The sequence below is a fragment of the Glacieibacterium sp. genome (assembly GCF_965200405.1).
Taxonomy (GTDB): domain Bacteria; phylum Pseudomonadota; class Alphaproteobacteria; order Sphingomonadales; family Sphingomonadaceae; genus Glacieibacterium.
The window spans coordinates 2,734,064-2,758,315 of record NZ_OZ241356.1 but is presented as its reverse complement, the minus strand read 5'-3'; the positions used below and the strand labels follow the sequence as shown (position 1 = coordinate 2,758,315).

21 protein-coding genes are annotated in these 24,252 nt (G+C 65.2%); 8 read left to right on the top strand and 13 right to left on the bottom strand.

Features of this window, described 5'->3' with window-relative positions:
• The first annotated feature begins 11 nt into the window (after positions 1-11).
• From ACOFKW_RS12840 to ACOFKW_RS12815, 6 genes are all read left to right on the top strand, one after another.
• Complete coding sequence (locus ACOFKW_RS12840; RefSeq protein ID WP_419814545.1) at positions 12-863, top strand: FadR/GntR family transcriptional regulator; 852 nt, start codon at positions 12-14, stop codon at positions 861-863.
• A gap of 41 nt (positions 864-904) precedes the next feature.
• On the top strand, positions 905-3,553 hold the full coding sequence (locus tag ACOFKW_RS12835) for a glycoside hydrolase family 3 C-terminal domain-containing protein (RefSeq protein WP_419816936.1): 2,649 nt from the start codon (positions 905-907) through the stop codon (positions 3,551-3,553).
• A gap of 86 nt (positions 3,554-3,639) precedes the next feature.
• A complete protein-coding gene (locus ACOFKW_RS12830) occupies positions 3,640-5,565 on the top strand; it encodes a sialate O-acetylesterase (protein ID WP_419814544.1) in 1,926 nt (641 codons plus the stop codon).
• A 112-nt stretch (positions 5,566-5,677) separates the two neighbouring features.
• Positions 5,678-6,580 carry a ThuA domain-containing protein gene (locus ACOFKW_RS12825; RefSeq protein WP_419814543.1) on the top strand — a complete coding sequence of 301 codons (903 nt, stop codon included), beginning with the start codon at positions 5,678-5,680 and terminating at the stop codon, positions 6,578-6,580.
• Between the two features lie 28 nt (positions 6,581-6,608).
• On the top strand, positions 6,609-7,595 hold the full coding sequence (locus tag ACOFKW_RS12820) for an RraA family protein (RefSeq protein WP_419814542.1): 987 nt from the start codon (positions 6,609-6,611) through the stop codon (positions 7,593-7,595).
• 27 nt (positions 7,596-7,622) lie between these two features.
• Entirely contained in the window at positions 7,623-8,060 is a 438-nt protein-coding gene (locus ACOFKW_RS12815; RefSeq protein ID WP_419814541.1) for a hypothetical protein, read from the top strand.
• Here ACOFKW_RS12815 and ACOFKW_RS12810 read toward each other — a convergent pair.
• The 4 genes from ACOFKW_RS12810 to msrB form a co-directional block, all read right to left on the bottom strand.
• Complete coding sequence (locus ACOFKW_RS12810; protein WP_419816935.1) at positions 8,057-9,712, bottom strand: MFS transporter; 1,656 nt, start codon at positions 9,710-9,712, stop codon at positions 8,057-8,059. The genes ACOFKW_RS12815 and ACOFKW_RS12810 overlap by 4 nt on opposite strands.
• Positions 9,713-9,990: 278 nt before the next feature.
• Complete coding sequence (locus ACOFKW_RS12805; RefSeq protein ID WP_419814540.1) at positions 9,991-12,831, bottom strand: TonB-dependent receptor; 2,841 nt, start codon at positions 12,829-12,831, stop codon at positions 9,991-9,993.
• Positions 12,832-13,342: 511 nt separating this feature from the next.
• Entirely contained in the window at positions 13,343-13,852 is a 510-nt protein-coding gene (msrA, locus tag ACOFKW_RS12800) for a peptide-methionine (S)-S-oxide reductase MsrA (RefSeq protein ID WP_419814539.1), read from the bottom strand.
• Complete coding sequence (gene msrB, locus ACOFKW_RS12795; protein WP_419814538.1) at positions 13,849-14,298, bottom strand: peptide-methionine (R)-S-oxide reductase MsrB; 450 nt, start codon at positions 14,296-14,298, stop codon at positions 13,849-13,851. Before msrB ends, msrA begins: the two co-directional genes overlap by 4 nt.
• A 112-nt stretch (positions 14,299-14,410) precedes the next feature.
• Between msrB and ACOFKW_RS12790 the strand changes: the two genes are divergently transcribed.
• Entirely contained in the window at positions 14,411-16,327 is a 1,917-nt protein-coding gene (locus tag ACOFKW_RS12790; protein ID WP_419814537.1) for a diguanylate cyclase, read from the top strand.
• A gap of 10 nt (positions 16,328-16,337) precedes the next feature.
• Here ACOFKW_RS12790 and ACOFKW_RS12785 read toward each other — a convergent pair whose 3' ends face one another.
• The 9 genes from ACOFKW_RS12785 to ACOFKW_RS12745 all read right to left on the bottom strand — a co-directional run bounded on the left by ACOFKW_RS12785 (position 16,338) and on the right by ACOFKW_RS12745 (position 23,093).
• Positions 16,338-17,072 (bottom strand): HAD-IA family hydrolase, encoded by a 735-nt coding sequence (locus ACOFKW_RS12785; protein WP_419814536.1) that lies wholly within the window; start codon positions 17,070-17,072, stop codon positions 16,338-16,340.
• Positions 17,073-17,166: 94 nt separating this feature from the next.
• A complete protein-coding gene (gene cbbX / locus ACOFKW_RS12780; RefSeq protein WP_419814535.1) occupies positions 17,167-18,072 on the bottom strand; it encodes a CbbX protein in 906 nt (301 codons plus the stop codon).
• Positions 18,065-18,490 (bottom strand): ribulose bisphosphate carboxylase small subunit, encoded by a 426-nt coding sequence (locus ACOFKW_RS12775; protein ID WP_419814534.1) that lies wholly within the window; start codon positions 18,488-18,490, stop codon positions 18,065-18,067. The genes cbbX and ACOFKW_RS12775 overlap by 8 nt, the downstream gene beginning before the upstream one ends.
• Before the next feature lie 11 nt (positions 18,491-18,501).
• Positions 18,502-19,950: a ribulose-1,5-bisphosphate carboxylase/oxygenase large subunit gene (locus tag ACOFKW_RS12770; RefSeq protein WP_419816934.1), complete on the bottom strand. Its 1,449-nt coding sequence runs from the start codon at positions 19,948-19,950 to the stop codon at positions 18,502-18,504.
• A 34-nt stretch (positions 19,951-19,984) separates the two neighbouring features.
• The gene (fba, locus tag ACOFKW_RS12765; protein ID WP_419814533.1) at positions 19,985-21,037 is read right to left on the bottom strand and encodes a class II fructose-bisphosphate aldolase; all 1,053 of its coding nucleotides are present in this window, start codon (positions 21,035-21,037) and stop codon (positions 19,985-19,987) included.
• Between the two features lie 2 nt (positions 21,038-21,039).
• On the bottom strand, positions 21,040-21,162 hold the full coding sequence (locus ACOFKW_RS12760) for a hypothetical protein (RefSeq protein WP_419814532.1): 123 nt from the start codon (positions 21,160-21,162) through the stop codon (positions 21,040-21,042).
• Positions 21,159-22,031: a phosphoribulokinase gene (locus ACOFKW_RS12755; protein WP_419814531.1), complete on the bottom strand. Its 873-nt coding sequence runs from the start codon at positions 22,029-22,031 to the stop codon at positions 21,159-21,161. The genes ACOFKW_RS12760 and ACOFKW_RS12755 overlap by 4 nt, the downstream gene beginning before the upstream one ends.
• 11 nt (positions 22,032-22,042) lie before the next feature.
• Positions 22,043-22,357, bottom strand: a complete 315-nt coding sequence (locus tag ACOFKW_RS12750; protein ID WP_419814530.1) for a hypothetical protein — start codon at positions 22,355-22,357, stop codon at positions 22,043-22,045.
• Positions 22,263-23,093: a fructose-bisphosphatase class I gene (locus tag ACOFKW_RS12745; protein WP_419814529.1), complete on the bottom strand. Its 831-nt coding sequence runs from the start codon at positions 23,091-23,093 to the stop codon at positions 22,263-22,265. The genes ACOFKW_RS12750 and ACOFKW_RS12745 overlap by 95 nt, the downstream gene beginning before the upstream one ends.
• 113 nt (positions 23,094-23,206) lie before the next feature.
• Between ACOFKW_RS12745 and ACOFKW_RS12740 the strand changes: the two genes are divergently transcribed.
• Positions 23,207-24,163, top strand: coding sequence for a LysR family transcriptional regulator (locus tag ACOFKW_RS12740; protein WP_419814528.1), 957 nt, complete (start codon positions 23,207-23,209; stop codon positions 24,161-24,163).
• Positions 24,164-24,252 lie beyond the last annotated feature (89 nt).

The following is a 24,252-nucleotide window of genomic DNA, read 5'->3' as shown; positions in this document are numbered from 1 at the left end:
GGAGACCGAAGGTGGATGTAGGCGGACACGAAACAGGCAGCACGGCATCGGATGAAGATGTCGTCGCGCTCGTTTCCGAGGGTGGCGGCCCCCCTGCCCCGGCGACAGGCCGCGGAACGACCCGGCGGCCGCGCGGCGCGATCGCCTTCAAGCTCGGTGTCTCGATCCTGTCGGGGGAGTTTGCGCCGGGCGACGTGCTGCCTGGTGAGATCGCCTTTTCCGAAGCATTGCAGGTTTCGCGCAGTGCCTATCGCGAGGCGATGCAGGTGCTCACCGCCAAAGGATTGGTTGCGAGCCGGCCCAAGACCGGCACCCGGGTGCTGCCGCGCGATCGCTGGAACCTGCTCGATCCCGACGTGCTCGCCTGGGCGTTTTCAGGCGACCCCGACGAGCAGCTGGTCCGCAGCCTGTTCGAACTGCGCCTGATCGTCGAACCCGCAGCCGCCGGCCTGGCCGCCACGAGGCGCAGCGACGAGGAATTGCTGCAGATGTCGGAAGCGCTGGCTTTGATGAAGCGCCACACGTTGGCGACCGAGGAAGGCCGGCGGGCCGATCGCCTGTTCCACAACACGATCCTGAGGGCGACGCGCAACGACGCTCTCGCCGTGCTCAGCGTCTCGATCGAGGCGGTGGTCAGTTGGACGACGCAATACAAGCAACGCATGGGCAAGCTGCCGCGTGACTCGCTGCCCGAGCATGTGCGGGTGTTCGATGCGATTGTCGCCGGCGACGTCGAAGTTGCCAGCCGCGAGATGCGGATCCTGGTCGAGAACGCGCTGCAGGTCACGCGCGAGGCGCTGGGCAGCCGATCGGGAAAAGCCAAGCCGATCAAGCGACGGACGCGAGCCGCCCCGACCGGATAGCGCTGCCGAAACACGACATCGAAGATATCTGGGGAGAGTGAATAGTGACACGAACAGCGACCGGCGTTCTCAAGTGCCTGTTGGCGGCAAGCAGCGTCCTGGCTGCCGCCACGGCGCAGGTCGCGCCGGCCAACGGCACGGGCGCGGTGCGCGTCGAGGCGGAGCAGCTTGCCGGCGCCGTCGTCGCCAAGCTGACGCTCGACGAGAAGATCGCGCAGCTCGTCAACGTCGCGCCGGCGATCCCCCGCCTGAACATCCCCGCCTATAACTGGTGGACGGAGTCGCTGCATGGCGCGATCGGGACGGTGCCGACCACGAATTTTCCCGAGCCGATCGGGCCGGCGGCGACCTTCGACGCGCCACTGCTGCACGAAGTGGCGGGAACGATCAGCACCGAAGTTCGGGCACTCCACACACTAGGCCGGCAGACCGGCAAGCTGGGCAAGATCGGCACCGGGCTCGACACCTGGTCGCCCAACATAAACATCTTTCGCGACCCGCGCTGGGGCCGTGGCCAGGAAACCTATGGCGAAGACCCGTATCTGACCGCGCAGCTCGGCGTGGCGTTCGTCACCGGCGTCCAGGGGACCAACCCCGATCTGCCAGACGTGATCGCCACCCCCAAGCATTTCGCGGTCCATAGCGGCCCGGAGTCGACCCGGCATGTCGCCGATATCTTCGTCTCGCGCCACGACCTGGAGGACACCTACCTGCCGGCATTCCGCGCCGCGATCGTCGACGGCAAGGCCAACTCGATCATGTGCGCCTACAACCGCATCGACGGCCAGCCGGCGTGCAACAGCAACCTGCTGCTCAAGGAGCATCTGCGCGACGCCTGGGGTTTCAAAGGCTATGTCGTTTCGGACTGCGACGCGGTCGTCGATATCTCGGAGCATCACAAATACGCGCCCGACGCTGCAGCGGGCGTCGCCTCGGCGATCACCGCCGGCGTCGACAACGAGTGTCATACCGGGACGCTGGGCGGCGCGACCAACCTTGGCGAGCGCTACAAGGAAGCCGTGGCGCGCGGCCTGATGAGCGAGCAGGACCTCGACCGCGCACTGGTCCGGCTGTTCTCCGCTCGCTTCCGAAATGGCGACCTGCCCGGCCTGTCGGCGCGGCAAGTCTCGATGGTACCGGTCAGCGCCATCGGCACGGCTGACGCACAGGCACGAACCCTGAAGGCGGCATCGGAAAGCCTGGTGCTTCTCAAGAACGACGGCGTACTGCCGTTCAAGCCCGCAACCCGCATCGCGGTGATCGGGCCGCTGGCGGATGCGACGCGGGTACTGCGCGGCAACTACTCATCGGCGCGGACCGGCACTCCGGTCTCGGTGCTCGACGGGCTGCGCAGCGCGATGCCGGGGGCGCGGCTCAGCGTCGTGCCGTTCACCGCCTCGATCACCGATGGCGACCCGGTGCCCGACAGCGCCTTTGTCGGCCCGAACGGCAAGGCCGGACTGCGCGCGCAGTATTACAACGCGTTACCCGGCGGCGGCTATCCGGCCAAGCCAGTGCTGACCCGTACGGAGACCAACCTGACGTCGCGGGCCGGCGAATACAAACAGGTTTCCGACAAGTACAAGGTCGTGTGGACGGGCTCGCTCGTCGCCCCGGAAACTGGCACCTACCGCATCGCGGTCACTGCGCTGAAAGGCGCGCTGACGGTCGGCGGCAAGCCGGCGATATCGGCGTCGAGCTATTCGAAATGGGCCGAGCCGCTTCAACTGACCGATGTCAAGCTCGAGAAGGGCCAGCTCTATCCGCTAGAGTTCCAGGCGGAAGGCGGCAGCACGCCGGCCGCGACCGCGATGTTCTGGAAACGCATCTCGACCAATCTCGACACCGATCTGGCAGCAGGCGTCGCCAATGCCGACGTCGTCGTCGCGGTGGTTGGGCTGACGTCCGACCTCGAGGGCGAGGAGATGCCGGTGCAAGTCGAGGGCTTCTCGGGCGGCGACAAGACTTCGCTCGAATTGCCGGCGGACCAGCGGGCGCTGCTGGAGAAAGCGAAGGCGTTGGGCAAGCCGCTAGTCGTCGTGCTGATGAACGGCAGCGCGATCAATCTCGCCTGGGCCAAGGCCAACGCGTCGGCAATCGTCGAAGCCTGGTACCCGGGCCAGGCAGGCGGGCTGGCAATCGCTAACGTCCTGTCGGGCAAGACCAATCCCTCCGGACGCCTGCCGCTGACCTTTTACCGCAGCATCGAGGATCTGCCGCCTTTCGACAATTACGAGATGAAGGGCCGGACCTATCGTTACTTCGCCAAGGCGCCGGTCTATCCGTTCGGACACGGGCTGAGCTACACGAGCTTTGCTTACACCGCGCCGACCGTGCAGCCGCTGGCCGGCGATCCGGCGCACGGAGTGCGGGTCACGACCCAGGTCAGCAACACGGGCCAGCACGCCGGCGACGAGGTTGCGCAGCTTTACCTGAACTTCCCCGACGTGCCGGGCGTACCGCGGATCGCGTTGCGCGGTTTCCAGCGGGTGTCGCTCAAGCCCGGCGAGCAGTGGACGCTAACCTTCGACATGCAGCCGCGCGACCTCAGCAGTGTTTCGACGGACGGCATGCGCCGCGTTGTGCCGGGGAGCTACCGGGTCAGCGTCGGCTCCGGCCAGCCCGACACCGGCGTGCCGACCCAGTCTGCAACGTTCAAGGCAGCAGGCACGGTGATGCTGCCGAAATAGCGAAGCGGGCCGGTCGTCTTTCAACCAGCACGACGATCGCGCAATCATCACGGACAAGGCCGGAAAACCGGCCGGGGAGCAGATCGATGAAGACGCGCTATTGGGCGTTTGCGGCGTTGGCTTGTGCATCTCCGCTGGCGGCGGCGCCCTTGCTGCATCCGATGTTCCAGGATCACGCCGTCCTGCAGCGCGACGCGCCGATCAAGGTCTATGGCGACGCGGCGGCAGGTACCGAGGTCACCGTGACCCTGGGGTCCGGCACCGCCCGCGCGCGTGCCGATCAGCGCGGGCACTGGCAGCTTGCCTTGCCGAAGTTGCCTGCCGGTGGCCCCTATCGACTGCAGGCGCAGACGTCGTCCGGCGAAACCCAGGTCGCAGAGGACGTGCTGATCGGCGACGTTTATCTGTGCAGCGGACAGTCGAACATGGCATTCGACGTGCGCAGCTCGGAAGGGGCGCAAGCCGACATCAATGCGGCGCGCGACGGCGGCATCCGCTCGATGGCGATTGCCACCAAGGACAGCCTCGACCCACTCGACAGCTTCGCCAAGCCGGTGAAATGGGTACCCGCCGCGCCGGAAACAGTCGGATCGTTCTCGGCCAGCTGCTATTTCTTTGCGCGCGAACGCAAGAAAACGGTCGATGCGCCGATCGGCTTGGTGGTCGCGGCCTGGGGCGGCAGCCGGGTGCGGGCGTGGGTCAGCGAGCCGGGTCTGCGCGCCGCAAAGCTGGAAGGCGATAATCTCGACCTGCTCGCACTGCGCCGGACCCAGCCCGAGGCTGCCGACCGCGGCTGGAGCGTCGTCTGGGAACGCTGGTGGCACGGGCTGAAGCTGCTGGGCGGCGAGCCGTGGCAGCCGGGCTTCGACGCGCGGAGTTGGGCGACGGCACCCGACAAGCTCGGCGCTTGGGCGCTATGGAACGGCTCGTCACCCGATGGCTTCACCGGGCAGATGTGGCTGCGCACCGAGGTCACGCTGACTGCCGAACAGGCCGCGCAACCCGCCGTCCTCGACCTCGGTGTCGTCAACGAGGAAGACCAGAGCTGGGTCAATGGCAAGGGTGTCGGCGGCACGTCCTGGCTGCCGCGGGCGCGCCACGCCGTACCGGGCGGCGTCCTGCACGCCGGGGTCAACACAGTGGTCACCAACATATTCTGCAGCTGGCGCAACTGCGGACTGACCGGCCCCGCGACCGGGCGGGCGATCCGCCTGGCGGACGGCAGCGCGGTGCCGTTGGCCGGTCCGTGGCGCTACGCACAGATGCCGGCCAGGACGATCGCCCCGCAGCTGCCCTGGGGCCCCGCGCACGGCGCATCGGTGATCTACAACGGCATGATCGCGCCGATCGGGACCTACGGCTTCAAGGGTGCCGTCTGGTACCAAGGCGAGTCCGACGTTCACTTTGCTGGCGATTACCAGCGCAACCTGACGGCCATGATGGCTGACTGGCGGCAACGCTTCGGCGCCGGCCTGCCCTTCATCATTGTCCAACTGCCCAATTTTGGTCCGCGGCCCATCCAGCCCGGCGAGTCCGAAATGGCCGACATCCGCGAGGCGCAGCGGCGGACGGCGCTGGCCGACGCCTATGCCGATTATACCGTCACCACCGACATCGGCGATCCCGGCAACATCCATCCGACCAAGAAGCAGGAAGTCGGCCGCCGGCTGGCGCAGACCGCCGCACGGCTGTTCGACCGGGCACCGGTGAAGACCGGTCCTCGCGGCGAGCGCGCCATGCTCTCTGGCAGAAGCGTTACCGTCCGCTTCAGCGACGTGGACGGCAGGCTTGTCGCCTACAGCGGCAGCCCGACGGCATTCGAGCTCTGCGGCGCGGCGACGGGCTCGTGCCGCTACGTTGCGGCGCGGATCGGCGGCACCGGCGATGTGGTGCTCGACGCCGGCGCGGTTCGCCCGGTACGAGTGCGATTCTGCTGGGGCGACAGTCCGCTCTGCAACCTGTCCGACGCCTCCGGCCTGCCAGCCGGCCCCTTCGAACTTCCGATCCGTTAACGACCGGCGAGGGATTGGCTATATTGTCGGAGTATGGCAACCATCGACGACCGGCGGAGGATCGCAAGAATCCCCGTGGCTCGGCGTTCGCGATAATCCTGGGGGATCATACTTGAAGCTGCTTGGCTCGACCGAACGGCTGGCGCGGTTTGCGCTGGCTGGGTTCGGCATGATGATCATGGTCTCGGCGCAGGCGGCACCGGTGCCGCTGCCGCCGGTGAAGATCGTGCTGTTTGCCGGGCCGAAGCAACACGGCGCCGTCGGCCGCCACGAATATGAAAAGGACCTGCGCGAGCTGGCGTACATGTTGGAGCATTCCGGCACCAACCGGCAGGTGACGACCGAAGTTATCGTCGGGCAGAAGCCGCGCGATCTCGCCGCGCTGGAAAGTGCCGATGCGATCGTCATCGACGGCAACGGCGACTGGCTGAAGCGCGAGACCGGCGCGATGTTTCCGCAATATGCCGACACCGACGGCCTGACCTACGACGCGGAAAACACCGCGGCCCTGAAAGGCTTCGACGCGTTGCTGAAGCGCAAGAAGACCGGGCTGGTGGTGTTCCACTACACGATGTGGACCGACAATCGCGCAGGCCTGATCTATTGGAACGACTGGCTGGGTGGTGCCTGGATCCCCTATCTATCGCACAACCCGGTCGATAAATGGGACATCCGGCCGATCGGCGGCAAGCATCCCGTCCTGCGTGGCGTCAAGCCGTGGATGCCGCGCGAGGAGATGTATTCGCGCTATTTCCTCGCCGACAACGCCGGCCGGACCGAGCTGCTGAACGCCAAGCCGGCGACCGCCACCAATGGCTCCGGCGGTCCGGTCGCCTGGGCCTACGAGCGCCCCGGCGGTGGTCGCTCGATGGTCTGGGGCGGCAACGACTTCCACGACAACATGCATCTGTTCGCCCAGCAGCGGCGCTTCCTGGTCAACGGCATCCTGTGGTCGGCCGGCGTCGAAGTTCCCCGCGGTGGCGCGACGGCCGAGCTACAAGCTGGCGTCGACTGATCCAATTGAAAGACAACAGGAGATGAGCATGCGATCGAACTGGCGGCTTCGCGGTGCTGCGCTGGCCCTCGCCGTGGCGATTCTGCCAGTGGCGGCAAGTGCTGCCGACGGCTTCTTCTCGCCGGAACAGGTGATCCGCTACACCGCGGCGTGGACCGGGGAGCGGTTCCCCGACGGGCGGCCCAAGGTGCCCGACGACGTGCTGGAGCGGATGCGCTCGGTAACGCTGGAGGAGGCGTGGGCGACACTGCGCAGCGCCGGCTTCAACCATCAGTATGAGGACGGCTGGCTGTCGATCTTCCCCGACAAGATACTGGTCGGCCGTGCGCTGACCTCGCAGTGGCTGCCCGGTCGTCCCGACATCCAAGTCATCCTGGAAAAGCAGGGCGTCGCCGACCAGCGCAAGGGCGCGATGAATGCCTGGCCGGTCGACATGCTGCAAAAGGGTGACGTCTATGTCAGCGACCATTTCGGGCTGAAACAGGACGGCCCCTCGATCGGCGACAACGTCGGCAACGCCATCTACGCCCGCAGCGGCAACGGCATCGTCTATGACGGCGCAGTCCGCGATATCAACGGTCTGAAGGAACTGCCCAACTTCGTGTCGTTCGTGCGCTCCTACGATCCGTCGCACCACTTCGGCGCGATGGCGACGGGCGCCCGGCTCAACTCGACGATGGTCGGGATCAACGAACCGATCCGCATCGGCAAGGCGACCGCAATGCCCGGCGACGTCGTGCTCGGCCGCGATGGTGGCGTGCTGTTCATCCCACCGCAGCTGGCGGAAAAGGTCGTCAAGCTGTCGGAGAACACCCGCCTGCGCGACACTTTCGGGCATCTGCGCCTGCGCGAGGGCAAGTACACCGCCGGGCAGATCGACACCCGCTGGACCCCGGCGATCGAGGCCGATTTCTTTGCATGGCTCACCGCCAACCAAAACAAGCTGCCGGTCAAGCCAGCGGCGATCAAGCAGATCATTCGTGATCATGAAGCCGGCATCGCTTACGAAGGCTGACGCGCAACCATTCAGAAGGAGACGATCATGAACTTCCGCCTCACCGCCGCCGCGCTGGTTATCGGGCTCGGCCTTGCCACTGCCGCCACCGCCGCCACCCCCGCGGCGATCGTGCAACGCCATGTCGACAACATGAAGATCGGCAAGCTCCAGCCGATCATGAACGACTACGCCGCCAACACTGTCGTGGTCACGCCCAAGGGCCTCGTCTCCGGCCAGTTGCCCGCCGACGGCCCGGGCGTGTTCTCCGGCCAGACAGAGGCGCGGCGGGTGTTCTCGACCCTGACCGACGCCGGCCATCATGCAGGCGTCAAGTCGATGGTCACCAGCATCGAGCCCGCCGGTCCGGACGGCGCGATCCTGCACTGGACTCAGTTCAAGGGTCAGAAGCAGCAGGTCACCGGCAAGGACGTCTTCATCGTGCGCGGCGACAAGATCGTCTTCCAGGCAATCTTCGTCGACTAATCCGCCAGTCGCCGGTTTCGTGTTTCAGGCAGGAACAGGAGGCCGGCGACCAGCGTGACCAGCGCGACGACGACCGGGTACCACAGGCCATAATAGATATCGCCAGTCGCCGCGACCATCGCGAACGCCGTCGTCGGCAGGAAGCCACCGAACCAGCCGTTGCCGATGTGATAGGGCAGCGACATCGAAGTGTAGCGGATCCGCGTCGGGAACAGCTCGACGAGCAACGCGGCAATCGGGCCGTAGACCATCGTCACATACGCCGCGAGAACGAACAGGATCGCGACGACCAGCGGCTTGTCGATCCGCGCCGGGTCAGCCTTCTCCGGGTAGCCGACCGAGGCCAGCGCGGCCTTGGTGGAGCCCTGGAAGGCCGCGATCGCCGCCTTGCGGGCGTCGCCGGTCAGCGCGTCGGTATCGACACCGGGGATCAGCGTGTCGCCGACCATGATGCTGGCGACGGTGCCCGCGGGCGCCTCGACGTTGGTGTACGACACCGATGCCTTGGCGAGATACGCCTTGGCGACGTCGCACGAGCGGCTGTCGAACTTGTTCTTGCCGACCGGGTCGAACTGGAACGAGCAGTCGTCGCCGTGCGCGATCACCGACACCGGCGCGGTTGCCTGGGCCTGGGCCAGCGCCGGATTGGCAGCCTGCGTCAGCGCCTCGAACAGCGGGAAATACGTCAATGCCGCCAAGGCGCAGCCCGCCATGATGATCGGCTTGCGCCCGATCCTGTCCGACAGCCAGCCGAACACCACGAACAGCGGCGTCGCGCAGGCCAGCGCGATGGCGATCAGGATGTTGGTCGTCGCGCCGTCGACTTTCAGCGTCTTCTCGAGAAAGAACAGCGCGTAGAACTGCCCGGTGTACCAGACCACCGCCTGCCCGGCGACCGCACCGACCAGCGCGATGATGACGATCTTGAGGTTGGGCCACTTGCCGAACGCCTCGGTCAGCGGCGCCTTGGAGGTCTTGCCGGCGTCCTTCATCTCCTTGAAGACCGGGCTCTCCGCCAGCTGCATCCGGATCCACATCGACACGCCGAGCAGGACGATCGAGACCAGGAACGGCACGCGCCAGCCCCAGTCGAGGAACGCCGTCTCGCCCAGTGCGGTGCGGACGCCGATAACCACCAGCAGCGCCGCGAACAGCCCCAGCGTCGCGGTCGTCTGGATGAAGCTGGTGAACAGGCCCCGCCTGCCCTCCGGCGCATGCTCGGCGACATAGGTTGCGGCGCCGCCATATTCGCCACCCAGCGCCAGGCCCTGCAACAGGCGCAGCAGCACCAGGCAGATCGGCGCGGCGACCCCGATGCTGGCATAGCTCGGCAACAGTCCGACGACGAAGGTCGACAGGCCCATGATGCCCATGGTCACCAGGAACGTGTTCTTGCGCCCGACAAGATCGCCGATGCGCCCGAAGAACAGCGCGCCGAACGGGCGGACCGCGAAGCCGGCTGCAAAGGCGGCGAGCGCGAAGATGAAGCCGGTCGTCTCGTTGACGCCCGAGAAGAACTGCGTCGAGATCACCGTCGCAAGCAGGCCGTACAAATAAAAGTCATACCATTCGAAGATGGTGCCGAGCGACGATGCGACGATGACCTTGGCGTGGCTTTGCCGCACCGGCGCCGATGCGCCGCCCTCGACCATCGATGTCGTCGTCATCCGGCTCTCCCCGTCTGCATTGGCGGCGACGTCCTGCTCAACGATGGCGACTTTTCGCTGTGGGCAGCCGAGTGCCGGGGAGCGAGACACCGACGTCGAGCAGGCGGTGCCGTCCGGGAGGTAGAAGCCTCATCCTGCTGCCCTTGCGAACCTGAAACGACCATCGTGCAGTCCGGCGCTGATATCGTCATCAGCGCCGGACGTTCACACTAGCACGGACAAACCGGCTGTCTCCTGCTTCCAGGCCAGTACGCTGTCGGTCGTCAGAAGCGGAAGCGCACGCCAGCCGTGAAGCGCCGACCGTAGCGGAAGACCTCCAGCAGCTGGTTATCGAAGCGCCCGTGCGTACTGTACGTCTCGTTGTTGAGGTTCAGCCCCTCGGCAAACACGGTGAACTGCGGCGTGATCTCGTAGCTGGTGCTGACATCAAGTTGCAGGCTGCGGTTGACGAAGATCGGCTCCGATCCGAACAGGGTTCCGCTGGCCTGGGGCTGGCCGAACTGCAGCAGGTATTCGCCGCGGTAGTTGAGCGCGACGCGCGCTTCAAAGCCATATTTATCGAAGAAGCCGACGAAGTTCGCAGAGCTTGCCAGGCCGGTTACCGCAAAGCCGGTCGTCGTCCGGTTGGACTTGTCGTACGGCTTGTTGGTGTCGACCAGCGTGGCGTTGGCAGTAACGCCAAAGCCGCTGTCGCCGAAGACATGCTGAACGGCGATTTCCACACCGCGGACCGTCGCTTCCGGACCGTTGACCTGTTGGGTCACGGTAAAGACCGCGGGCTGCCCGGTGGTCGGATCCACCACCGGCGTGCCGGCCGGCGTCGCAATGGTCTGCCGCGTCGTGCCACCGACGACGAAGTTCGACACGTTCTTCAGGAAGAAGTTCACCGACAGGTAGGAGTTCGGCTTGTAGTACCACTCCGCCGCAACATCGAAATTGTCGGCGAGGTATGGCTTGAGCAGCGGGTTGCCGCCGGTCGCCGACAGCGAACCGGTTCGCGGCCCGGTCGGCACTGTCAGGACCGGGTTCAGCACGCTGAGCGACGCCCGGGTCAACGTCCGCGAAGCATCGAAGCGCAGGTGCAGCTTGTCCGTCAGCTCCAGCTTCATGTCGATGCTGGGTAGCAGGAAGGCATAGCTGTTGGGCGTCGAGATCGGGATCGGATCGCTCAACGTCACCGTCATCAGCGTCGGATCGCCGGGGTTCACCCGCATGCTGACCGGAAGCCGCGAAAAGCCCGAGGATACGAGATCGGTATGCTCCTCGCGGACGCCGGCATTGAAGTGGAACGGCATGCTGGCGATCTCGGTGTCGAAATTGGCGCGAACGAACAGCCCCCACGTCTTCTCGTGGATGTTGCGGATGCTCGCCGGGTTCACCGAGAGATCGAAAGCGCCCTTGAACGTCGGTACGCCACCATAGGCGAAGCCCGGGATGTTGGTCGCCTGCGGGTTACCCAGGCCTTCGAGATAATGCAGGTAATCCCAGGCGTTGTACTGCAGCACGTTCGGCGGCGATGCGCCGACATATCCCGGGATGAAATTGTCCAGGCTGATCGATCCGCCGATCAGGCTCGCCGGGATCTTGACGCCGGCCACCTTGGTCTGGCCGTACGGACCATAGCCCGCATAGGCCTGGCTGAAGTTGCTGGTGCCGAAGCCGTAGGGCGTCAGCTTGTAGTGATCGTCGATGTAATCGCCGCCGAACTTGATGGTGAAGTCGTCCTGCTTCCACTGCGCGCTCAAGCGAGCCTGCTTGACGACGTCGGTGTTCACATCGCGGCTGCGCCCGGAGACATGGGAGCCGAGAGTGTCCGTCGGAGCCCATAACGTCGGGTTACCGCCGACGCCGTAATTATGCAGCTCCGGCAGGGTGTTGCGGCTGTCACCGCTGACCTTGAGACCGAAATTCGGGTTCATCAGGTCATAGCCATAGCCGACGTCACCGTTTGCCGTGCCGCCCTTGCCGTTGGGGTTGAGCCAGCTTTTCGCGAACGAGGCATCGCCTTCGATCTTGAAGTTGTCCGACACGTCCCATTTGACGTTGAGGCCGGTCAGGTTCGTCTGGTTGACGATATAGCCGTTGGCGGCATTGAAGTCGGTCTGCGACACGCCGGGCTGCTTGAAATCCGTGACCGCACCGTTCTTGTCGAGTTGGACGTTGCGCAGGTTCGCCTGGTTGAACCAGACGCCGTAGCCGTAATTGTCGTTGGTGATCTTCTGGCGCGAGAAATTGTCGTCGATGGTGACCAGCAGCTTGTCGCTGGGCTGCCACTGCAGGGCAAGACGGCCATCGATGCGCTCGTCTTTCACGTTGTTCTGGTAGGCGCCGTACTGCTGGGGAAACCAGCCGACGGTGTTCTTGTTGGCAGTCGCAAGCGCGCCCGGCGCGGCGCAGCCGGGATCACTCGACCCGGCGAGCTGGCAGCCGGCGAAATTCTGCGCGATCCAGCCCGCGACGTAGACGCGATTACTTTGCGTGTCGTGACGCGTGTACATCGCATCGGCGAGGATGCCGAATGTATCGTCTGCAAACGTGTCGCTGAACAGGATGCCGCCGGCCGGGACTACCCTGCCCGCCTTGTCCTGTAACGATCCCGAGCCGGAAGCCGCGAGGCGAAAGCCGGGTCGATCGAAGGGCTTGGCGAACTGGACGTTGACGGTCGCGCCGATCGAGCTGCTCGAAAGCGAGACGTCCGGGGTCTTGTAGACGCTCAGACCGCCGATGAAGTCGGAACCGACGGTGCTGAAGTCGACGGAGCGGCTGCCCGTTGCGGTCGAGATGCGGCGACCGTCGAACAACGTCGTGTTGAAATCGCCGCCAAAGCCCCGGACGGTGATGCCCGTCGGCTCGCCACGGGCGCCGCTACGCTGGATCGAGACGCCGGGAAGGCGCTGCAGCGATGCCGCCACGTTGGAGTCTGGGAATTTGCCGATGTCTTCCGACGAGATCGCGTCGACGACGCCAATGGCGTTGCGCTTCACGTCGAGATTGCGCTGTAGCGAGCCGCGAATACCGGTGACGACGATGTCGCCGTCCTGCGCCGCTTGCATGTCCGCCGGCGCAGCGGGTGCCTGTGCCGAAGCCGCGGCAGAAAGCGTCATTGCCGCGAGGCTCGATGCGCCGGTCAGTAATAGCCAGTGCCGCGGCGCGCACGGACACGACCATTGCTGGTGCTGTAGCTCGTCATTGAACGTCCCCCAAGGCGCGAATGCCGACCGTTTGCCCCGGTCGATCATCCGCGTGCCCACAGCCAATTGCTGCGGACTGAATTGTTTTGGAAAAGCCCCAGCCCTCGCAGGCTATAAGGTTTGATCCGTTATTTATTGAGGTCGAAATAAGATATCATATATGATGGTGTCAACTGTATTTGTTTGAGTAAAGTATCGAAATCCGACGACGAACTTCGATCGCTCGCGCCAGTCTTTGGTGCGAAGCGTCCTTACCAGTCGCGAACCTGCGCAGCCGCGCCCGGTCATCGATGTTAGGACAGCGTGTTCCTGCTTCGACCGCGCATTTCAGCGCGTCGCCGCTTCCGGCAAAATGGTGCCTGGACCAGCGGCAAGGCCAGCGTTTGCCCCGACCGTGAGTGTGCCGCTGATCCGCGCGTCCCCGCTACGCCGCGTCGGCCCGCCTTGGCAGCTTCCAGCCCGGACGGACGAAGTGACAAGTGTAGCCGCCCGGGATGCGCTCCAGGTAATCCTGGTGCTCGGGCTCCGCCTCCCAGAAGTCGCCGACCGGCACGACCTGCGTCACGGTCTTGCCGGGCCACAGACCCGAGGCATCGACGTCGGCGATCGTGTCGAGCGCGATGCGGCGCTGCTCGTCGTCGACGTAGAAGATTGCCGAGCGATAGCTGGCACCCCTGTCATTGCCCTGGCGGTTCAGCGTGCTCGGATCGTGGATCTGGAAAAAGAACTCGAGCAACGCCCTGTAGTTGGTCTTGGTCGAGTCGTAGTTGATCTCGATCGCCTCGGCATGGTCGCCGTGGTTGCGATAGGTGGCGTTGGGCACGTCGCCGCCGGTGTAGCCGACGCGGGTCGACACCACGCCGGGCAGGCGCCGGACAAGGTCCTGCATCCCCCAGAAACAACCGCCAGCCAGAACCGCGCGTTCGATGCTCATTCGACGTCCTCCACTTGATCCAGATAAGCGCCGTAGCCCTCGGCTTCCATGTCGTCGCGGTCGACGAACCGCAGCGATGCCGAATTGATGCAGTAGCGCAGCCCGCCGCTCTCCTCGGGACCGTCCGGGAAAACATGGCCAAGGTGACTGTCGCCGTGCACCGAGCGCACCTCGGTACGGATCACGCCGTGCGAGGTGTCGCGCAGCTCGTCGACGTTGGCGGGCTCGATCGGCTTGGTGAAGCTCGGCCAGCCGCAGCCGGACTCGAGCTTGTCCGACGAGGCGAACAGCGGCTCGCCCGAGACGATATCGACGTAGATGCCGGCCTCGTGATTATCGAGCAATTCGCCGGTCCCGGGCGCCTCGGTGCCGCTTTCCTGCGTGACACGGTACTGCTCCTCGGTGAGCTTCGCGATCGCCTCGTCGGATTTGCGATACTCGGTCATGTTGGTCTCGTCGGTGACTGGTTATGACAAATAGTCCCGGCGCGGGTGAATCCAAGAGGCCGCGCATCGCTGGTCCGCCTTCGATAGCGCTCGCAACGCCGGCTGACGCTCCATGCGCGCTATGGCATGCTGTGCCGCTTGGGAGCGACAAGCTGCTGTTTTTGTACGGCCCATACATCGTTTATTAGAGCAAACGCGTCACTGTGCGGCGATGGCTTTGGCGATATCTCCACGCACTCGCTGGTCGCGCGGGCTGCTGACCGGCTTGATCTATTTCGCGTGCGCCGTGGCCACGATCCTGCCGACCCGTTTCGACGGAGGCGTTGCCTATCTGTGGATCGCAACCGCTTTTCTGACCGCACGGCTGGCAGTCGTTCCCCCTGGCCAATGGTGGCCCACTCTCGTCGCATGCGTCGGCGGCAGCTTCCTCGCCACGACATTGTTCGGCGCCGGTGTCTGGGCCGCCATCCCGCTCTCGGTCGTCAACGTCGCCGAAGCTGCGACCGCTGTCTGGCTGTTGCGCAAGCGGCTCGGTCATGCCGCCTACTTCGAGTCCGTCGAGGCGTTCGTGACCTTTGTCGTGATCGCCGGCGGGTTGATTCCCGCCCTTCTCAGCGTTCCCGCGGCGGCGGCCGTCGCCTTCGCAACCCAGACGCCGTTCCTGCACAACCTGGTCACCTGGGCTGCGGGCCATGCACTGGGAACCATCGCCTTCACGCCGATGGCGATGCTGATCGTACGCGGTGAGGTCGGCGCCATAATGACCAAGGGCTCGATCACCCGCTGTGTCGAGATTTTGCTGCTGTTCGCCGTCGTCGCCCTGATCACGTTCCTGGTGTTCGACCAGTCGAAGATGCCGCTGCTGTTCCTGCCGATGCTGCCCATGATGATCGTCACGATGCGCCTTGGCCGCCTCGGCGCTGCCGGGTCGACCGTCATCCTGATGGTGGTCGGCGGGTATATGACGGTTCGGGGTACCGGCCCGGTTTACCTCGTCGATGCTGGAGACGGTGCGCGCGCGCAGTTCTTCCAGTTCTACGTCGCCGTCGCAGCCATGCTCGTCCTGCCGCTGGCGGCGTTGCTCAAGCAGCGCAAGGAGCTGGCGAACCGGCTTGCACAAAGCGAGGCGGGATACCGCCTGATGGCCCAATACTCGGGCGACGCCATCCTGAATCTCGCCACCGACGGCACGATACTCTACGCGTCTCCGGCGGCACGCGACCTGGGCGGCTTCGACCCCGACGCGCTCGTCGGCCGCAATGCGCGAGACCTCGTCGTCGACGAAGACGTGCCGAAGGTCGTCGCGGCACTGCGCAGCGCGCTCAACGAGCCCGACAAGTCGTTTCCGGTTCAATATCGCGCCGTCACCGCCAACGGTCGTCATTCCTGGTTCGAGACGATCGTTCGCGCGGTCCTGAACGACAGGGGCGCCGTCGTCGGCGCGGTCAGCGCGTCACGCGACATCACCGCGCGCAAGGCGATCGAGACGAATTTGATCGAGGCCGCGCAGACCGACGTCCTCACCGGGCTGACCAATCGGCGCGGCTTCGAGATACAGTTGCAACGGCATGTCAGCCAGCTGTCCCCGAGCAGTGGCCCCTGTGCCGTGGCGATCTTCGATCTCGATTACTTCAAGCGGGTCAACGACACGCACGGCCATGCGGCAGGCGATACGGTGTTGCGAAGCTTCGCTGCGACCGCCTGGCGCACGCTGCGAGAGAATGACCTGGTCGGCAGGCTGGGCGGCGAGGAGTTCGGCGTCGTCTTGTGGAACACCGAGGCCGAGGACGCCGTGAAGGTCTGCGACCGCCTCCGTGCCGCCTTGTCCAGCACGCCGGTGCGTCTTGAAGACGGCGTGTCGCTGATTGTCACTGCCAGCGTCGGCGTCGCCGCTCTCAGCGACGGGCAGACCGCGGTCGATGTCCTTCGCGTCGCCGACGAGGCACTTTACGAGGCCAAGCGAGAGGGCCGCAACCGGATCAGGCTGAAGCTGCCGACGGTGTCGATGCGGCAGGAGCGGGCCGGCTGATCCGCGGCGTTCACCGCGCTTCGAAAAGGCGCCGCTGTCTCGACGACAATATCCGGGCGAGACGATCGACGTCGATCGGCGTGCCGGCATTGTCGAGATCGCTGCAGACCAGCGCGGCACCGGCAAACTGCTCATGGCTCGTATAGACGGACGGCGTCACGACCGTCGCGAGACCGCATCCGAGGGCGGCGTCGAGGCCGTTGCGTGAGTCCTCGATGGCAATGCACCCCGATACCGGCAGTCCCAACGCCTCCACGGCCCGACGGTACACCTCGGGATCCGGCTTCTTGCGGACGACGTCCTCGCCGGCCACGACGACCGCGAGCCAGTCGGGCGCTTCGCTGCCGAACAGCGCCGAGAGCAATGCCAGCATGTTTGCCCGGCTGGTCGTCGTGGCGATCGCCAGCCCGATGCCAGCGTGGCTGCACTCGTCGATCAGCCTTGCCACGCCGGGGCGTAATGCGACCGCGCCGGCTTTCAGTCGATCGGCGTAGATGGCGTTCTTGCGCCGATGCAGCGCCTCGATGTCCTTGTCGGTGGCGTCGAGCGTCGCCGCGTCGAGGAATTGGCGGATGCGCTCCTTGCCGCCCGTGACCCCGAGCAACCGGCGGTAGTCGTCGGGCGTCCAGACCCAGCCGTAGCCAGCCTCGCTAAACGCTTGGTTGAAGGCCGCGCGGTGCGCCTCCTCGGTCTCTGCCAGGGTGCCGTCGACGTCGAAGATGATCGCCGCCAGCCGATCGGTCACGCGGCACGACGGATGGTTTCGCCGACCGCGGTGGATGCTGCGGTCCTGCCGCTCAAGCCGGCGGATCCGTCAACGAGGATCGAGCGGGCGACGATCATGCGGCCTGTTCCACAGCGACGAACACCCGGCTCGCACGAATGTCCTCGGGCTCGATCGTCGATAGCTGATCGGCGGTCACCGGGCCGCCGGCCTGCTCGAACAGGCGGATCGCCTGCCGCAATCGCGCGCGATCCAGAGCGTTGCGGATCGAGCGGGCGTTGGCGAAAAGCGGCTGCTGCTTGCGCGCCGGCACATAGTCGATCAGCGCCTGGCGTGCCGCATCGCTGAGGCGGTAGTTCAGCCTGGCCAGCATCAACTCGCCGATCTCGACGAGTTCTGCGTCGCCGTAGTCGGGAAAGTCGATGTGGTGCGCCACTCGCGAACGGAACCCCGGATTGGAGGCAAAGAACGTCTCCATGCGCTCGGCATAGCCCGCGAGGATGACGACGAGGTCGTCACGCTGGTTCTCCATGACCTGGAGCAGGATCTCGATCGCCTCCTGCCCATAGTCGCGCTCGTTCTCGGGCCGGTAGAGGTAATAGGCCTCGTCGATGAACAGCACGCCGCCCATCGCCTTCTTCAGCACGTCCTTGGTCTTGGGCGCGGTATGTCCGATGTATTGGCCGACGAGATCGTCGCGGGTCACCGACACCAGCTGGGGCCGCCGGACATAGCCGAGCTTGTGAAGGATGCCCGCCATCCGCATGGCGACCGTCGTCTTGCCGGTGCCCGGATTGCCGGTGAAGCTCATGTGCAGCGTCGGCGGCTCGGTCACCAGCCCGAGCCGTGCCCGCACCCGGTCGACCAGCAGCAGCGCGGCGATCTCGCGGATGCGTCGCTTAACCGGCGCCAGCCCGATCAGTTCGGCATCGAGCTGCACGAGCTCATCGGCAATGCCGCTGTCGGCAAACTCCTGCTTCAGGTCGACCGGCCCGGGTCCAGGCCCCGCTGGTTCAGGCACTGTAGCGCTCGCCTTCCGGACGGTCGGCCGAATAGGCGCGCGTCGTGTAGGTGATGTTGCGGCCGGCGCGCTCCTGCCGCGACAGTGCGAAACCGGGCTCGCTGGCGGGACGGTCGGTGATGAACGACAGGCGCACCGACTCCCAGCCATGGCTGGCATCGAACGCCGTCAGCCGGATGTAATTGCTGCCGGCGTGCGCCTTGCGACACGCCGCGAGCTCGAACATCACTCCCGCCGCGTCGGGGACGTCGAACATCGGGATGCCCCACATCTCCCAATAGGTGTTCCGTGGATGAGGATCGTCGGTGTATTCGAGGTTCACCGCCCAGCCGTGGTCGAGGCAATATTGGACCTGCGCCGTGATCTGCTCGTCGGTCAGGTCCGGCATGAACGAGAACGTGCCCTGTGTGATGCGCATGGCTGTCTCTCTTATGAATGGGTTGGCGTCGGGACGAAGTCGGCGGTGTCGGTCGACTCATAATTGAAGCTGATGCCCTTCCAGGTATCGAGCGCGGCCTTCAGCGGTGAGCACCAGCGAGCGGCGGCGGCGAGGATGTCCGGTCCCTCGGCGAGATAATCGCGTCCCTCGTTACGCGCCATGATCATCGCCTCCAGCGCGACGCGGTTGGCGGTGGCACCGGCCTGGATGCCCATCGGGTGCCCGATCGTGCCGCCGCCGAACTGCAGGATGACGTCCTCGCCGAGATAATGGATCAGCTGGTGCATCTGCCCGGCGTGAATGCCGCCGGAGGCGACCGGCATGACCTTGTTGAGCGAACCCCAGTCCTGATCGAAAAAGATGCCGTGCTCCAGGTTCTCGGGAATTTGATCCTCGCGCAGCACGTCGTAAAACCCCGCAATCATCAGCGGATCGCCCTCCAGCTTGCCGACGACGGTGCCGGCGTGGATGTGATCGACGCCGGCCATCCGCATCCACTTGCAGATGACGCGGAAGTTCATGCCGTGGTTCTTCTGGCGCGAATAGGTCGAGTTGCCGGCGCGGTGGAGATGGAGGATCATGTCGTTCTTGCGGGCCCATTTGGCCATCGACTGGATCGCCGTATAGCCGATGACCAGGTCGATCATGATGATGTTTGAGCCGAGTTCGCGGGCGAAGTCGGCGCGCTCGTACATGTCCTCCATCGTCCCGGCGGTGACGTTGAGGTAGTGGCCCTTGACCTCGCCGGTCGCGGCCTGCGCTTTGTTGACCGCTTCCATGACGTAGAGGTAGCGGTCGCGCCAATGCATGAACGGCTGCGAGTTGATGTTCTCGTCGTCCTTGACGAAATCGAGCCCGCCCTTCAGCGCCTCGTAAACCACGCGACCATAGTTGCGCCCCGACAGGCCGAGCTTGGGCTTGGTCGTTGCGCCGAGTAGCGGCCGCCCGAACTTGTCGAGCCGTTCGCGCTCCACGACGATGCCGGTGGCCGGGCCCTGGAAGGTCTTGAGGTAGGCGACCGGGATCCGCATGTCCTCGAGCCGCAACGCCTTGACCGCTTTAAAGCCGAAGACGTTGCCGATGATCGACGCCGTCAAATTGGTGATCGAGCCACCCTCGAACAGGTCGATGTCATAGGCGATATAGGCGAAGAACTGGTCTTCCGAATTGGGCACCGGCACGACGCGATAGGCCTTGGCACGGTATTTGTCGCAAGCCGTCAGGCGGTCGGTCCAGACGACCGTCCAAGTCGCGGTCGAGCTTTCACCTGCGATTGCGGCAGCCGCTTCGATCGAGTCGACGCCCGGCTGCGGGGTCACCCGGAACAGCGCGATCAGGTCGGTGTCCTTGGGGGTATAGTCGGGTTCCCAATACCCCATCTTGGCGTATTCCATGACGCCGGCGGCGTAGCGTTCCTTGCCCTCGGGCTTGTTGATCATGACGTCCACGATGCGAGCTCCTTTCGACGAGGTTTCAGGCGGCGAGCGGCGCGGCATAGCGCCGGGCCATCTCGTCGAGCGGGATGGGATCGATCTTCGAGGCGTTGCCGGCCGCGCCGAAGCGCTCGAAGCGGTCGCGGCACAGGTCGCGCATCGCGTCCATCGCCGGCTTCAGGAACTTGCGCGGGTCGAACTCGGCGCGGTCGCTGCTGGCGATGCGGCGGAACTGCCCGGCCATGGCCATGCGGCAGTCGGTGTCGATGTTGATCTTGCGGACACCCGAACGAATGCCGCGCTCGATCTCCTCGACGGGAACGCCGAAGGTCTGGGGCATCTCCCCGCCATAGGCGTTGATGATATCCTGAAGCTCCTGCGGGACCGACGACGAGCCGTGCATGACCAGGTGGGTGTTCGGCAGGCGCCGGTGGATCTCCTCGATGACCTCCATCGCGAGAATGTCGCCCGTCGGCTTGCGGCTGAACTTATAGGCACCGTGCGACGTGCCGCAGGCGATGGCGAGTGCATCGACACCGGTGCGAGCGACGAAGTCAGCCGCCTGCTCGGGATCGGTGACGAGCTGGTCGTGGCCCAGGACGCCCTCGGCGCCGTGACCGTCCTCCGCCTCGCCGGTCCCGGTTTCGAGCGATCCCAGGACGCCGAGCTCGCCCTCGACCGAGACGCCGACCGCATGCGCCATCTGCGTGACACGCGCCGTCAGCGCGACGTTGTAGGCGTAATCGGCCGGGGTCTTGGCGTCGGCGAGCAGCGAGCCGTCCATCATCACCGAGGTGAAGCCGTTGGCGATCGCCGATGCGCAGGTGACTTCGTCGTTGCCGTGATCCTGGTGCATGCAGACGGGGATGCCGGGATGCATCTCGACCAGCGCATCGATGATCCGGCGCAGCATGATGTCGTTGGCGTAGCTGCGCGCCCCGCGCGAAGCCTGAATGATGACCGGCGCATCGACCGCCTTGGCGGCGTCCATGATCGCGAGCCCCTGCTCCATGTTGTTGATGTTGAAGGCGGGCACGCCGTACTGATGGTCGGCGGCGTGGTCGAGCAACTGGCGTAGCGTGATACGGGCCATGATCACTCCTGACTGGCTGGCAGGTCGCGCACGGCCTGCGGGGTGATGCCGAAATCGGCGTAGAGCTGGTTCGCCGGGACCACTGCCCTGTCGCGCGCCGCTCGGGTGGTCAGGCCGTGGCTCATGACAGGCGCCGCTGCTTTTCGATAAGCTGGAGGATTAGCGGGGTCAGGATCAACTGCATGGCGATGTCGAGCTTGTTGCCCGGCATCACGATGGAGTTGGGCCGGGACATGAACGACTGGGGCACCATCGACAGCAGGTACGGAAAGTCGATCCCGCGCGGATTGGCGAACCGGATGACCAACATCGACTCGTCGGGCGTTGGTATCCAGCGTGCGATGAACGGGTTGGAGGTGTCGACGATCGGCACACGCTGGAAATTGATATCGGTCAGCGAGAATTGCGGGGTGATGTAGCGCACATAGTCGGGCATCCGCCGCAGGATGACGTCCATCACCGCCTCGGCCGAATAGCCGCGGGTCGCGCGGTCACGGTGGATTTTCTGGATCCACTCGAGGTTGATCACCGGCACGACGCCGATCTTGAGGTCGGCGTGGCGCGCGATGTCGACGGTGTCGGTGACCGCGCAGCCGTGTAGCCCCTCGTAAAAGAGCAGGTCGCTAGGCGGAAAGTCGGTCCAGGCCGTGAAGCTGCCCGGTGGGACGCCGTGAACCTCCGCCTCGCCGGCGTCGTGGATATAGGCCCGCGTCTGGCCGGTGCCGGTCGCCCCATAGCCGGCGAACACCTGCTCCAGCCGTTCGAGCTCGTTCGCATCGACATGGAAATGAGTGAAGTTCGGATTGCCCAGCCGTTCTTCCTCAGCGACCTTCGCGGCCATCGCGGCGCGGTCGTAGCGGTGGAAAGCATCGCCCTCGATGAACGCCGCCTCGACCTTCTCGCGCCGGAAGATCATCTCGAAGATCCGCTTGACCGAAGTCGTGCCGGCGCCCGAGGAGCCGGTGATCGAGATGATCGGGTGGCGTGCCGACATCGCTGCTTCCCTCAGGCCCGGAACAGCCCGCGCTTGCCGAACAAAGGCGCGCGCTCGGCGATCAGGCTGGGCAGGGTGTGGTAGCGGGCGATCCTGGTGACCTCGGCGGCAGAGCCGAACACCAGAGGCACGCGCTGGTGCAGTTCGGTCGCGGCGATATCGAGCACCGGCTCGACCGTGTCGGTGGCCGAGCCGCCGGCCTGCTCGACCAGCATGGCGATCGGGTGAGCCTCATAAACCAGCCGGAGCCGCCCCCTGGCATATCCACGCCGGCGATCGCCAGGATAGAAGGAAGACGCCGCCACGGATGAGGATGCGATAGGCATCGGCGACCAACGAGGCGATCCAGCGCATGTTGAATTCGCTCTCGCGCGGGCCGTGACCGCCCTTGATGCAGTCGTCGAAATACAGGCGGACGGCCTCGTCCCAATGCCGGTAGTTCGCCGCGTTGATCGCGAATTCGCGTGTCCGGGACGGGATGACGCAATCGGCCTGGGCAAGCCGGAAGCCACCCTCGCCGCGCGAATGGACGAAGATCTGCGTGCCCTTGCCGAGCGTCAGGACGAGCGCGAGCTGGGGTCCGTAGACGATCACGCCCGCGGCAAGCTGCGCCCTCCCCGCCTGGTAGAAGCTCGCGTTCGGATCGACTTGATAGTCGTGCAGCGCCTGGCGGATTGAGAAGATCGTGCCGACCGAGACATTGGCGTCGATATTGGACGATCCGTCGAGTGGATCGATCGCAAGCGCCAGCGAACGGTCGGCGCCGACAACGACGGGCTCGTGCATCTCTTCCGACGCATAGACACCGACCGCCGAGTCTTGCAGCGCGGTAAGGAAGCGGTCGTCGGCCAACAGGTCGAGCCCGCGTTGTAGATCGCCATCGGAATTGGCGCCGCCCTGCTTCTCGGCAAACGTCGCGCCGAGCAGGCCTTCGGAGATCGTTGCCGCCAGATCGATCGCGGTTGCAGCGATGGCTGCGACCGTCGCCGCGATGTCGCCGGCCAGCGGCGCTCCATCCGCCGCGTAGCGAGCAAGGAAGCTGTCGAGGCTTTGGTCGCCCATACGATCTCCCAAGACAGACTGCTCTGACGGCAATTCTGTTCAGAAGATCGCTCCACGACCTTAATAAGTAAAATTCATTATACTAAGCCTTGCACTCAGTTTATTTTAGCCGAGTGAAGGGTCTGTCGTTCCGCCAGCTTCGTGCCGTCGAGGCGGTCGGTCGCTTGCGCCGGATCATTCTGGCGGCGCGCGAGCTCGGCCTGACGGCGTCGGCCGTGACCCTGCAGATCCAGCTTGCCGAGACCGAGGCGGGTGCCGTGCTGTTTGAGCGAATGAGCGACGGCATGCGCATGACCGATGCCGGGCAAGCCTTTGTGCGCGCCGCTCAGGAAGTCGATCAAAGGTTGCGGCTGCTGGCCGACGAGCTTGCGGCGATCGCTACCGGCGGCCGCGGCCGGCTGACGCTCGGCGCAGTATCGACGGCAAAGTATTTCGCGCCTCGGCTGATCGCGGCCTTCACGGCGTTCAATCCCGGGATCGAGGTCAAGCTGGTCATCGGCAACCGCGCCGAGACGATCGACGCGATGGACAATCGCGCGATCGACATTGCGTTGATGGGTCGGCCACCCCGGCAGCTCCCGGACCGCACCTACCTGGTCGGCGATCACCCGCTGGTCATCATCGCCCACCCGGCTCATCCCTTGGCCAAGCAGCGACAGATCACCAAGACGCAGATCGCTGCCGAGAAATTCCTGATCCGCGAGCCCGGATCCGGCACGCGGCTGTCGCTGGAGTTGTTTCTCGCGGAAATTGCCGGGCGTCTCGATGACCTCGGCGACGAATTTCGCTCGAATGAGACGATCAAGCAGGCGGTGATGGCGAGGCTCGGCATCGCCTTTATCTCGGCCCATACGATCGAGCTCGAGACCGAACTGGGACTGCTCGCGATTCTCGACGTGGTCGGCATGCCGATCCATCGGCAGTGGTTCGCGGTCTGTCGCGCCGACCGGATGCTGTCCCCGGCGATGGCGAAGTTCAAGGATTTCGCCAGCCAGCACGGCCATGAGTTCTTGCCCCGCATCGGCATGGTTGACGACGGGCGGCGCGGCAAAACGGCTGCGGCCGAATAAACATCGCGCGGCTGGCGCACGCCGCATCGGCCCGCGATCGCCTGCCGAAAGGTGCGCTACCTGAAAATTGCCCCGCGGATCGGTAGCAA